Genomic DNA, 12,222 nt, shown 5'->3' with positions numbered 1-12,222 from the left:
AGATCCCATGACTCTTCTTGGTACAACCAGCACTGTGGCCATATCGCTTTATGCGCTGCTCTCGACTGCTTATAAGAGCATGCAGGGGCTTTATGCTCTGCCGACAAACGACTCATCGGCGTTGGAGGTTCTCGTCGGCTCCGATCAACTGCCCAGCGTGGATGTCATCGTCCCCTGCTTCAACGAGGATCCGCGCACGCTTTCAGAGTGCCTGGCTTCCATTGCCGACCAAGAATACGCCGGAAGACTTCGGGTCTATGTGGTTGATGACGGTTCTGGAAATCGCGAAGCCTTAGGAACTGTCCACGAAACCTACGCGCGCGACCCTAGGTTCGACATCATTTTGCTTCCCGAGAATGTTGGAAAGCGCAAGGCGCAGATCGCCGCGATACGCCGCTCATCAGGGGATCTGGTGCTTAACGTTGATTCAGACACGTTACTCGCGTCCGACGTCATTGCCAAGCTTGTACCGAAGATGCGAGATCCAGCGGTCGGCGCAGTCATGGGTCAGTTGACGGCCAGTAACCGGACCGAGAGCTGGCTGACCAGGCTGATAGACATGGAGTACTGGCTGGCTTGCAACGAGGAGCGCGCGGCGCAGGCTCGCTTCGGTGCCGTTATGTGCTGTTGCGGCCCATGTGCCATGTACCGCCGGTCTGCGCTCCTTTTGTTACTGGACCAGTACGAGTCGCAGTTTTTTCGGGGCAAGCCAAGCGACTTCGGTGAGGATCGCCATCTTACTATCCTGATGCTGAAAGCAGGCTTTCGAACCGAGTACGTTCCGAGCGCCATCGCGGCCACAGTCGTCCCGAACAGACTAGGACCGTATCTGCGCCAACAACTCCGTTGGGCACGAAGCACATTCCGGGACACGCTGCTTGGGCTGCGCTTGCTGCCCAGCCTGAATAGCTATCTCACGTTGGACGTGGTCGGACAGAATCTCGGCGCGCTACTCCTCGCCATATCGGTATTAACGGGCCTCGCACATTTCGCACTGACAGGCTCTGTGCCTTGGTGGACAGGACTGATGATTGTGTCCATGACCCTGCTCCGATGCAGCGTGGTAGCATTTCGTGCCCGACAGTTTCGATTTCTGGGCTTTTCGCTGCACACGTTCATCAACATCTTTCTCTTGCTTCCGTTGAAAGCCTACGCGCTGTGTACATTGAGCAATAGCGATTGGCTGTCGCGAGGCTCTGCTGTCGCTACATCGAACACTGGGGGAAAACAGGCCCCCACCCAAACTCCGATCACTGGTTCCAGCAGGGCAGAATTCTCGCCGCATGCGGCTCCGCTTCGCAGGCTCAATCTTGCGCGGGATTCTTCGGAATTAGTGCTGTCGGGCAACATTTGCGGCGACGAGTGATCGCTAATTACCTAGTGGACGAGAGGTGCACGAGTTTGACCCAGAACGTGAATCATCAGTTGCTTGATCGGGAATTGGCCGCAGACGATCCGTGGCTTCTCGACGGCAATCCGTTCGAGCGGAAGCGCCACACGCAAATGCTCCAGCTGGCGCTTGCCCAAGGCTCCATTTCAAATGCCCTCGAAGTCGGGTGCGCTGCCGGCGCATTCACGGAAAAACTAGCCCCCTACTGCCAAGGGCTCACCGTCATCGATGTCGTGGCGCAAGCGATTGCTCGAGCACGTCAACGGATAAACGAGCCGTCGCGCATCAACTGGATAGTCTCCGATGTTCAACAGTTTTCGACCGACGAGTTGTTTGACCTGATCGTTGTGGCGGAGGTCCTCTACTATCTCGAAGACATAGCCGAGATGCGCGAGGCCGTCAAAAACCTGGTGCGGGTGCTTGCGCCTGGCGGGCATCTGATCTTCGGATCGGCAAGGGATGCTAATTGCCGTCGCTGGGGTCACGCCGCTGGTGCTGAGCCGGTCATCGCCATGCTGAACGAAACGTTGATCGAGGTAGAGCGTCTTGAGTGTCGGGGCGAGTCGGTCAACGAAGACTGCTTGCTCGTCCGTTTCCGAAACCCGCTTTCCGCTTCCTGATGAATCGAATCTATCGCCGTTAACCTGGAGACACTATGCGCATCTTTGGTATCAAGCTGACCCATGATGGGGCGATCGCCCTGGTCGAGGATGGACGGCTCGTCTTCTGCGTTGACCAGGAAAAGCGGCACAACGATCCGCGTTACCAAGCCATCGATAATCTCTACGCAATTGTCGCCGCTTTACCGGAACAGGGGCTAAATCCTTGTGATGTCGATCAGTTCGTTATCGACGGCTGGGATGGCGAAGACGAGTCACAGTTTCAGGTCCGGCAGGCAACCAAGCAACCGCCAGTCTTGGCGTCCCTCTCGGTAAAATGAACCCATGTCCATGGTAGCGATCGATCTTACTGACGTAAGCAAAACTTATGACAAGCTCGTTGTCGACAGACTGTCGTTCCGCGTTGCGGCGGGGGAATGCTTCGGGCTCTTGGGACCGAACGGCGCGGGCAAAAGCACGATTGCGCGTATGGTCCTCGGCATGACATCGCCCGATGCGGGGAAGATTACTGTGCTCGGCGTTCCAGTGCCGGCGCGCGCGCGTTTGGCACGTATGCGCATCGGCGTGGTCCCGCAGTTCGACAATCTTGATACCGCGTTCACTGTACGCGAGAACCTGTTGGTGTTCGGGCGCTACTTCCGGATGAGCAGACGCCAGATCGATGCGGTCATACCATCGCTGCTTGAGTTCGCCCGCCTCGAGAACAAAGCGGATGCGCGCGTCGCCGAACTGTCCGGCGGCATGAAGCGGCGCCTGACGCTCGCGCGTGCGCTGATCAATGACCCGCACTTGCTGGTGATGGACGAGCCGACCACCGGCCTCGATCCGCAGGCCCGCCACCTGATCTGGGAACGGCTGCGATCGCTGCTGGCGCGGGGCAAGACTATTCTTTTGACTACCCATTTCATGGAAGAGGCCGAGCGGTTGTGCGATCGGCTGTGCGTTATGGAGGAGGGGCGCAAGATCGCCGAAGGCCGCCCGTCCGCACTCATTGACGAGCAGATCGGCTGTGACGTGGTCGAGGTCTACGGCGGCAATCCGCATGAACTGGGTGCGCTGATCCGGCCGTACGCACAGCGCATTGAGGTGAGCGGTGAGACGCTTTTTTGCTATGCACCCGATCCGGAGCAGGTGCTGGCGCAGCTACGCGGGCGCGCGGGTCTACGCCTTCTGCAGCGTCCTCCCAATCTCGAGGATGTGTTTTTGCGGCTAACCGGGCGCGAGATGGAGGACTGAACAATGGGCGAACGTTATGCGGCGGGCATGCCCGCCAATGCGTGGAATTGGGTCGCGGTTTGGCGCCGCAACTATCTTGGATGGAAGAAAATCGGGCTTGCATCGGTGCTCGGCAACCTCGCCGATCCGATGATCTATCTGTTCGGTCTCGGCTTTGGAATCGGAACAATGATAGGTCCTGTTGAGGGCACTTCGTACATTGCGTTTCTCGCGGCTGGCATGGTTGCCACAAGCGCGATGGCATCGGCGACCGCTGAAACGGTTTACGGGAGTTTCGGCCGCATGGGCGACCAGCGCACCTGGGAAGGAATGCTATGCACTCAGCTGACGCTCGGCGATATCTTACTCGGCGAATTGGCGTGGGCAGCCACCAAGGCCCTGATGGCGGGCACAGCAATCACTATTGTTGCGACCACGCTAGGCTACGCATCGTGGCCATCCATCCTCTGCTTGCTGCCAGTCATCGCTCTCAGTGGCCTCGCCTTCGCGAGTCTAGCGATGGTCGTCACGGCGCTTGCGCCCAGTTATGAATATTTCATATTCTATAATACGCTTGTTATAACACCCATGCTGTTCCTTTGCGGCGCGATGTTTCCGGTCAACCAATTGCCCGGCGCTTTTCAGGACGTCGCCTCCTTGTTGCCGCTCGCACATGCAATTGACCTCATTCGTCCGGCGATGCTTGGCCGTCCCGCCGGCAGCATGGGCCTGCATATCGGCGCGCTTTGCATATACACGGTTTTGCCGTTCTTCCTATCGGTTGCTCTGTTTCGTCGTCGGCTGATGCGTTGACGCTCTCACCATTCGTGAAATTGATTGTTTGGGCGATACCCATCCACGTATCGGATAGGTCAATGCATGCGTTTTAAGGGACTCGATCTAAATCTCCTCGTTGTGCTGGACGCTTTGATCAGGGAGCGTAAAGTCACCGCCGCAGCCCGCAGTATTAACCTGAGTCAGCCGGCCATGAGCGCCGCCGTCGGTCGGTTACGCGCCTATTTCAGCGATGAGCTATTTACGATGAACGGCCGCGAACTCATTTTGACACCGCGCGCGGAGGGGCTCGCCACAGCAGTCCGGGAGGCATTGCTGCACATCCAGCTGTCGATTATTTCCTGGGACCCCTTTAACCCGGTCGGATCGGATCGTCGCTTCCGCATCATCCTTTCCGATTACCTCACACTCGTATTTTTTAAGAAGATCGTAAAGCGTGCTGCGCGGGAAGCTCCCGCCGTCCGCTTCGAATGTCTGCCTATTTCCGACGACCCCGAGGAGCTTCTCCGGCGCGGCGACGTTGATTTTCTGATTATGCCGGAAGTGTTCATGTCGAAACATCCTCGCGCAGCCCTGTTCGAAGATATGCTCGTATGCGTAGGCTGCGGCACGAACAAGCAGCTGTCAGAGCCACTTACATTCGACCGATACTTGTCGATGGGGCAGGTTGTGCTTAAATTCGGGGACACCCGGCAGCCCTCCATCGAGGAATGGTATTTGCTCGAGAACGGTTTCGAGAGACGTATCGAGGTCGTCGTACACGGCTTTAGCATGATCCCGCCCCTTCTATCAGGCACCAGCCGCATCGGGACCATGCCGTTGCGGCTGGCGCAGCATTTCGCGAAATTAACACCCTTGCGGATTGTCGAACTTCCGCCGCCACTTCCTGCCGCATTCACGGAGGCCGTCCAATGGCCTGCGCTTCACAATAATGATCCGGCAAGCCTTTGGATGCGGGAAATGATGTTGCAGGAGGCATCTCGTATGATTGCCCTGCCTAAGAGCACCGGACGTCTCAGTTGTCGGCCGAATTGAGAAACTGACCCCTCGGTTATGGGAGGAGGCATGGATGGCGATTGGGATTGGGCGATTCCTGCATTGTCGAGAACGATGCAGGGAGAGCAGATCCTTCAGCCTGAAGAGGTGGCAGCGATGCTGCGGCGGCATGAGGTTGGCGGGGAACCGACGGGCGAAGGAATTCGGGTGCGCGCGCAACACCGTGCATCGGCATCTAAGCGAGGGCGGGACTGTTCCGTTTCGCAAGCCCGTGCGGCCGACGGCGTTTGACGGACTGGACGATTGGCTGCGGGAGCGCTTCTTCCCCCATGGGTCGAGCCGGATGACGATCTCGACCCGCTCCAGATGCACCGGGAACGCCTTGCGCGGTCGCGCAGCACGTCGCGGCTCGCCTGTCGGTCTTGCGGCCTTGCGGCCTCGAGTTCGGACTCAATCGCGCCGAGCCCGGTCTGGATTCGAAGGCAGGCCTGCTGGGCACGTTCGAGCTTCTCGGAGCTGCGACCGAAGCGCCGCGCTCCAGCTGCTTGACGATCCCTGAAGGTCGGCGAGCCTCTCCTGGGCACGCTCGTGTGTCGCCATCCGGACGATCTCGGCCTTGAGTGTTCGCTCCGGAGTTGTTGCAGTTCGGCCTTCTCCGCCGCCATGGGGACGAATATCGCCTTGAGCGGAACGATTTCGTGGAGACGGGCCAAAGCGCTTCTCTTCATGACGCCGACAAAAGCTTATTTTGCACGGCCAGAGGCCCGCCTTTTGCGCCTGAGTCACTTCGCCACGGCCTATCCGGCCGACGTCGGACGCCGTCTCCGTTCGGCTTAAGCGCGCCAGTCCATGCCTTCGACGAGCGCCATCAGTTGGGCGCGGCAAGCCGGATCACGCCGTTCTCCACCCGCGCCCAGCGGAACTTGTCCTCGTCCAGCGAGGCGCAGGTCGGGGAGTATGGTGAGCGCAAGGTGGCGGCTGAACAGGAACTGCGACGGATCGATATCGTCGCGCCGCAGTCAGGCACCATTCAACAACTCGCAGTTCATACGCTCGGCGGAGTGATTACGCCCGCCGATCCGATCATGCTAATCGTGCCGGAAGGCGACGATCTTGCGCTGGAAGTACGGATCACCCCGAAGGACATCGACCAAATCCAGCTTGGTCACAAGGCCGTGCTGCGGATGTCAGCCTTCAATCTGAGAACCACGCCGGAATTGAACGGATATGTCAGCCGGATCGCAGCCGATCTGGCGACGGACGAAAAAAACGGCATTTCGTATTACCTGGTGCGTCTATCGGTTCCGCATGCGGAACTGACGAAGCTCAAGGACCTGACGCTCGTGCCCGGCATGCCGGCCGAAGCGATGGTCCAGACGGGCGAGCCTACGGCGCTTTCCTATTTTGTGAAGCCGCTGTCGGACCAAATCAGTCGGGCATTCCACGAGTAATGAAAGTAATTCTGTTAGCTTGGCGTAGGCCGCGTCGCGTAGAGCCCGTGCGGCCGACGTGCGGAAGCTGTCGTTCCGAGATCCTTGAACTCTCGGCTCGCGCGAACGCGCTCCCTAATGTTCCATTGCTCGCAATGGGCAGTGCTGGCGAGATACTCGGCAACACAGCCCTATGCCTGTTCTTCCGAGGCCGGCTTGACGGTGAGCGAATGCGTAACGCAGCTGTGAGGACCCGTCAGTTGTCGTTTCAGCTCGGCTTCGGTCAACTTCGACAGCCTGTCGGCGAAAGGCGCTATCACGAGACCATTGGCGGCAAATTGCCCCCCCCTGTTGCGCGGTAGCAGCATGCGTGTCGGGGAAGGAACCGTCTCCGGCCCCCATTCATCGCTGAGCCGCGCCGTACCCGCCGCCACCGGAACTTGTCCACGTCCAGCGCTTACGGTGCGGGTATGCCGGCGTCGAGCAAACAGAGAGAGGTTTGGGCCCAACCAGGGCGGCCGGTTACCAAGTTTTCCTCGTCCGCTTGAGTGTGAATGTTCGGGTCGATCGTCTGGGCGCGTCCCCGCCGCCTGCGAGCCCGCTACTGCTCAGCGGAAGGGCGAAGTGAACGTGAATGCATCCATTTCGTAAATGTGTGTCTATCCAAGCAATCGATTTCTCTAATTACCCGATGGGCAATATGAACGCGTCAGGCAGGGTGCATCATTAGGAGTATTTTTCGATGGCAAACATTATCGAGGGTAGCCCGGATGCCGAAACACTCCTCGGCACAAAGGGTGAAGATTGGATGGAGGGTTTCCAGGGCGGTGACTGGATTGACGGTCGTGGCGGCAACGACGAGATCTCGGCTGGCCCGGGCAGTGACCGAGCCCTTGGCGGCGAGGGTAACGACCGCATCTTCGGCGGAGATGGCTGGGACGATCTCTCCGGCGACAACGGCCGCTTCAACGCGCGCGTCTCCGGTGAGGACAATGACAGGCTCAGCGGCGGTCCCGGCCAGGATGTCCTCTACGTGGGTGACGGCCAGGATACGTTGACCGGGGGCACCGACAATGACACGTTCGTGTTCCAGTTCCACAATCCGGTGCCTGGGGTCAATCCGAGTGTCGGGTCGAAGCCGGACATTACCACTATCACCGATTTCAACCCGGCGGAGGACAAGTTCGCCTTCGATGCGGTGGGCCTCTACAACGACGGTTTTGGCGCGAACTTCGTCAACAACGCCAGCATACAGTCCGGCTACCCGGTGAGCAGCTTCTACAGTGGCGCGGCCTCGGGTGCGAACGGCGAACATGTCGTGGTAATCACTGGCGAATCTTTCAACTCTGCTAATGAGGCAGCGAGTGCGATCTCCGGCGAGCACGCCGGCGACATCATTGTCTACCAAAGCAGCTACACCGACAGAGTCGCAACTCTGGCCTATGTCACCGCCGACGGCAGCGCGCACGAGTTCGCCCACCTGGGCGGTGTGGTCACCGTGGCCGACCTAGGCCTGACCGCGTCGGACTTCACCTTCGTTTGATCCAGAAAAACGATACGGAACAGCGCCCCGCCCCCTGGGCGGGCGCTTTCCGTCTCCGCTACTTGCGATGGGCCGGGGCGCCGGGAGCAGTCGCAGCGTGTACAGCTTGACGAAGCCCTGCACGTCGCGCTGGTCGTACACCGAAATCTCCCTGAAGGCGTCTGTTCGGGCCCTTGCGGCCGGCCACGATGAATCCCTTCCAAACCTTCAGCCGGACGGTGTCGTTGTTGACCCGCTCCATTAGATGCCAAACCAAACAAATTCGGCGGGAGCACTGATCCTGAATCAGCGAGGTCGGTTGCCGCTCGGGGAGCAATATAGGGAGCTGGGTCGCCAGATCCTCACGGAGACCTACGTGAGTAACCATTCCTTGAAGGATTCAGCTTTGAGACCTTTCCCTCTGACTTCCGCTATTTGGGGAATTCTGTTGATCAGCGGCGTGGTCAACGTGCTTGCGCTGATCTCGCCGCTGTTCATGCTTCAAGTCTATGACCGCGTTCTGGCAAGTGGCAGCGTATCGACGCTGGTGGGGCTCGTCGTGCTTGCTGCGGGGCTTTATGCGTTCCAATGCTTGCTCGACATTTTGCGCGCCCGCGTGCTGCTGCGGATTGGCGAGCGTTTCGATGGAGAGTTTTCCGGACGCGTTCACAATGCGATCGTTCGCCTTCCGCTTTCAACGCGCATGCCGGGCGACGGCTTACAGCCGCTTCGCGATCTCGACAATGTTCGCGGCTTCTTAGGTGGAAATGGTCCGACAGCGTTCTTCGATCTGCCATGGATGCTGCTTTATCTTGGCATTTGCTTCCTCCTTCATTTCTGGATCGGCATGACGGCACTTATCGGGGCGGTCGGCCTCACATCTCTGACACTCCTTGCCAACACTCTCTCGCAACGGCCGATAAGCGATACCGTTTCCCACAACATGGCACGCAATGGTCTGCTGCAAGCAGCGCGTTGCAATGCCGAGGTCGTGCAAGCTCTCGGTCTTGGAAAGCGGATCGCTGCCCGATGGCAAAAGGCCAATGCCAAGTTTCTGGCCGCCAACCGGAAAGCTGGGGACGTGGCAGGTGGGCTGGGTGCCATTTCAAAATCGCTGCGCGTGCTGCTGCAATCGGCCATTCTTGCCGTCGGCGCGTACCTTGTCATCAGACAGGAGGCTACGGCCGGGGTTATGATTGCCAGTTCGATCATGATGGGGCGCGCGCTGGCTCCGGTCGATCTGGCCATTTCAAGCTGGAAACCTTTCCTCATGGCGCGCCAGGGTTGGGCGCGGCTGGAGGAACTCCTGGAAAAGGTTCCTGAATCCGCTGCCGTTATGCCAATGCCTGCACCTGAACGCGAACTGCGCCTCGAAGGCGTGACAATCGTTCCGCCCGGCGCAAGGAAGCCGACCGTGACCGGCCTTGCGTTTGCCATTCAGGCGGGAAGCGCACTCGGGATCATCGGTGCATCGGGCTCGGGCAAGTCGACACTCTCGCGCGCCATCGTCGGCGCATGGGCGCCGGTCGCCGGAAAAGTTCGCATCGACAGCGCAAGCCTCGATCAATGGGACCGGGAAGCACTAGGCCGTCATATCGGCTATCTGCCGCAAGGTGTTGAACTGTTCGACGGCACCATTGCCGAAAACATCGCTCGTTTTGAAGATAATCCTGACCCTGAGGCTATTGTCGCCGCGGCGAAAGCAGCGGGCACGCACGAACTGATCCTCCGATTTGAGCACGGCTACGAAACTCCGATCGGTGAGGCCGGATCGGCACTTTCCGCCGGGCAGCGCCAGCGTATCGGCCTTGCCCGTGCTCTTTATCGAGACCCTTTCCTTGTTGTGCTGGATGAACCCAATGCCAATCTCGATTCGGAAGGCGAGGCTGCGGTCATTAAGGCGATCGCCTCCGTGCGCGAGCGCAAGGGCATTGCGGTTGTCGTCGCCCATCGGCCCAGCGCCATCCGCGCCGTGGATTTGGTGTTGGTGATGGAAGGTGGACGGCAGCGAGCATTCGGTGCGCGTGATGAAGCGCTTTCCAAAGTCCTGAAGGGGACAGCGATGGCACGAGGCGCTGGCGTCAACGCCATCGAGTCTACACAGGATCACGTGGGAGAGCGCGCTGACATGGAGGATCCCGGTGTCCGGCATTCATCAGAACAATGACGTTTCCAGCTCCATTCGCCGCCACCTGGTGGCGGGCCTTCTGGCGAGCGTAATCTTTGTGGGAGGAGCCGGAGCCTGGGCGGCCTTCACGAATCTCTCCGGTGCGGTTGTCGCGTCCGGACACTTTGTCGTCGATTCCTATGTCAAGAAGGTGCAGCACCCGACCGGCGGGGTGGTGGGAGAAATCCTGGTGCGCGAAGGCGATAAAGTGAAAGCCGGCGACATCCTCATGCGGCTCGATGCCACCCAGACGCGCGCCAATCTCGCCATAGTCACCAAGCGGCTCGATGAGCTCGCCGCCTACCAGGCAAGACTCGATGCTGAACGTGACGATCTCGCGGAGATCGCCTTCCCGGACTGGCTGCTCGCCCGAAGAGATGTTCCGGACGTAGCTTCGGCAATACATAGCGAGACGCTGCTGTTCGAATTCCGCAGACAATCCCGCGACGGAAAGCAGGCGCAACTGGCGGAACACATTACTCAATATCACCACGAGATCGAAGGATTCGAGGCGCAGGAAATTGCCTGTGAAAAAAGGATCGAGGTTCTCCTAAAGGAAATTGCTGTTCTGAGTGGGCTGCGCGACCAAGGCATTGTCTCGGACCAACGGTTGAACAGCCTGAAGATCCAGGTTGCCACTTTCGGTGGTGAACGCGGTGAGAAGATCGCACATCAGGCACAGACAGCAGCCCGCATAGCCGAAACGCGCCTGCAGATCCCGCAGATCGATCAGGATTTCAAGACCGAAGTCGGCCAGGAGCTCAGAGAGGTTCAGGCGCAGATCGGGGAGTATGGTGAGCGCAAGGTGGCGGCTGAACAGGAACTGCGACGGATCGATATCGTCGCGCCGCAGTCAGGCACCATTCAACAACTCGCAGTTCATACGGTCGGCGGAGTGATTACGCCCGCCGATCCGATCATGCTAATCGTGCCGAAAGGCGACGATCTTGCGCTGGAAGTACGGATCACCCCGAAGGACATCGACCAAATCCAGCTTGGTCACAAGGCCGTGCTGCGGATGTCAGCCTTCAATCTGAGAACCACGCCGGAATTGAACGGATATGTCAGCCGGATCGCAGCAGATCTGGCGACGGACGAAAAAAACGGCATTTCGTATTACCTGGTGCGTCTATCGGTTCCGCATGCGGAACTGACGAAGCTCAAGGACCTGACGCTCGTGCCCGGCATGCCGGCCGAAGCGATGGTCCAGACGGGCGAGCGTACGGCGCTTTCCTATTTTGTGAAGCCGCTGTCGGACCAAATCAGTCGGACATTCCGGGAGGAATGAAATAAGCCACAGAAATATATTGTTGTATTTCTTGGTTTCTTTGAGAGTGGTAACACCTGAAGGCACAGACATATTTCCTCATTTGCCTCTGGTCACCACTTCTTTCTGTAGTGAATTTAGCATCTTAACGTACCTCAAATGCAGAAATGTCCGCGTTTCATGTTGCAACTGAGTATCCTTGGTTTTCAATGGTTTTTAATGGTGCGCGACATGAAAGGCGACATGAAACACCGCCACCAGCGGCAGCGGGCTGTTCGTTTCTCTTCTGCGGAATGAAAGTCAGTCAGTGCCGCGTGGCTGACATCGCCTCGAACATATCCCAAGCCTCATCTCGGTTTCGGTGCTTGCCGGGAATGCGGACCCAGCACTGCTTCGCAAAGATCCGAGCTTCTAGCACTACTTTGGCAGTTTAGATTCGACGGCGTCGGCGAGGAGTTTCTCACAGTGGGGGCATCGCCTGGGTGGCGGCCGTGCGAAGAGGTCGAGGATGGCCTGCCTGATGGCCGGCATGCTCGGTTGTGGCGGCGGCCCCCCGACTCTTTTTTTTCCGTCCCGCTGCTTTGAGGCGGCGGGATTGGAGAAAGGCGTAGGCGATCATGGTCATCAAGGCGTGTCTGTGTAATCCGGTCCAGGATCTACCTTCGAAGTGGTCGAGGCCGAGTTCCTCCTTCAACTGCTGATGTGCCTGCTCGCAGATCCATCTGGCTTTGACCGTGGCGGCGAGCAGCTTGAGGCTCGCGTCGGCCGGTAAGTTCGACACATAGTATTTCTGCTCGCCAGTCGACCGGCGTTCGCCGAC

The 12,222-nt window shown here is 58.8% G+C and carries 9 protein-coding genes and 3 pseudogenes; 11 read left to right on the top strand and 1 reads right to left on the bottom strand.

What is annotated here, in order from left to right; genetic code table 11:
- The first annotated feature begins 7 nt into the window (after window positions 1-7).
- The 11 genes and pseudogenes from nodC (at window position 8) to NKH02_RS25360 (ending at window position 11,423) form a co-directional block, all read left to right on the top strand.
- Window positions 8-1,366, top strand: coding sequence for a chitooligosaccharide synthase NodC (gene nodC, locus NKH02_RS25410; protein WP_352882425.1), 1,359 nt, complete (start codon window positions 8-10; stop codon window positions 1,364-1,366).
- Window positions 1,367-1,401: 35 nt separating this feature from the next.
- A complete protein-coding gene (gene nodS, locus NKH02_RS25405; protein WP_023736278.1) occupies window positions 1,402-2,010 on the top strand; it encodes a nodulation methyltransferase NodS in 609 nt (202 codons plus the stop codon).
- A 35-nt stretch (window positions 2,011-2,045) separates the two neighbouring features.
- Window positions 2,046-2,291 (top strand): annotated as a pseudogene (locus NKH02_RS25400) (carbamoyltransferase N-terminal domain-containing protein); the annotation flags it as partial.
- Window positions 2,292-2,334: 43 nt separating this feature from the next.
- Window positions 2,335-3,246, top strand: coding sequence for a nodulation factor ABC transporter ATP-binding protein NodI (nodI, locus tag NKH02_RS25395; protein WP_023736276.1), 912 nt, complete (start codon window positions 2,335-2,337; stop codon window positions 3,244-3,246).
- A gap of 3 nt (window positions 3,247-3,249) precedes the next feature.
- Complete coding sequence (locus NKH02_RS25390) at window positions 3,250-4,038, top strand: ABC transporter permease (RefSeq protein ID WP_023736275.1); 789 nt, start codon at window positions 3,250-3,252, stop codon at window positions 4,036-4,038.
- A gap of 66 nt (window positions 4,039-4,104) precedes the next feature.
- Window positions 4,105-5,055 carry a LysR family transcriptional regulator gene (locus NKH02_RS25385; protein ID WP_023736274.1) on the top strand — a complete coding sequence of 317 codons (951 nt, stop codon included), beginning with the start codon at window positions 4,105-4,107 and terminating at the stop codon, window positions 5,053-5,055.
- A gap of 30 nt (window positions 5,056-5,085) precedes the next feature.
- Window positions 5,086-5,347 (top strand): annotated as a pseudogene (locus tag NKH02_RS25380) (hypothetical protein); the annotation flags it as partial.
- A gap of 607 nt (window positions 5,348-5,954) precedes the next feature.
- Window positions 5,955-6,467: pseudogene (locus NKH02_RS25375) on the top strand (beta-barrel domain-containing protein); the annotation flags it as partial.
- Between the two features lie 721 nt (window positions 6,468-7,188).
- Window positions 7,189-7,989, top strand: a complete 801-nt coding sequence (locus tag NKH02_RS25370) for a calcium-binding protein (protein WP_031249252.1) — start codon at window positions 7,189-7,191, stop codon at window positions 7,987-7,989.
- A 370-nt stretch (window positions 7,990-8,359) separates the two neighbouring features.
- Window positions 8,360-10,135 carry a type I secretion system permease/ATPase gene (locus NKH02_RS25365; protein ID WP_245260296.1) on the top strand — a complete coding sequence of 592 codons (1,776 nt, stop codon included), beginning with the start codon at window positions 8,360-8,362 and terminating at the stop codon, window positions 10,133-10,135.
- Complete coding sequence (locus tag NKH02_RS25360) at window positions 10,110-11,423, top strand: HlyD family type I secretion periplasmic adaptor subunit (protein ID WP_352441440.1); 1,314 nt, start codon at window positions 10,110-10,112, stop codon at window positions 11,421-11,423. The genes NKH02_RS25365 and NKH02_RS25360 overlap by 26 nt, the downstream gene beginning before the upstream one ends.
- A 439-nt stretch (window positions 11,424-11,862) precedes the next feature.
- Here NKH02_RS25360 and NKH02_RS25355 read toward each other — a convergent pair.
- Window positions 11,863-12,222: transposase (locus NKH02_RS25355; RefSeq protein WP_352882422.1), on the bottom strand; the 360-nt coding region annotated here is incomplete at its 5' end.

Origin of the sequence: Mesorhizobium sp. M1396 (assembly GCF_040317725.1) — a bacterium.
Taxonomy (GTDB): domain Bacteria; phylum Pseudomonadota; class Alphaproteobacteria; order Rhizobiales; family Rhizobiaceae; genus Mesorhizobium.
Note: the sequence above shows the minus strand (reverse complement) of the source record. Positions and strands in the feature narration are given on the sequence as shown.

Excerpts from the sequence above, each read along its gene's own strand:
- NKH02_RS25385 (WP_023736274.1), top strand. The coding sequence starts at position 4,105 with ATGCGTTTTAAGGGACTCGATCTAAATCTCCTCGTTGTGCTGGACGCT.
- nodI (WP_023736276.1), top strand. The coding sequence starts at position 2,335 with ATGTCCATGGTAGCGATCGATCTTACTGACGTAAGCAAAACTTATGAC.
- nodC (WP_352882425.1), top strand. The coding sequence starts at position 8 with ATGACTCTTCTTGGTACAACCAGCACTGTGGCCATATCGCTTTATGCG.
- NKH02_RS25390 (WP_023736275.1), top strand. The coding sequence starts at position 3,250 with ATGGGCGAACGTTATGCGGCGGGCATGCCCGCCAATGCGTGGAATTGG.
- NKH02_RS25370 (WP_031249252.1), top strand. The coding sequence starts at position 7,189 with ATGGCAAACATTATCGAGGGTAGCCCGGATGCCGAAACACTCCTCGGC.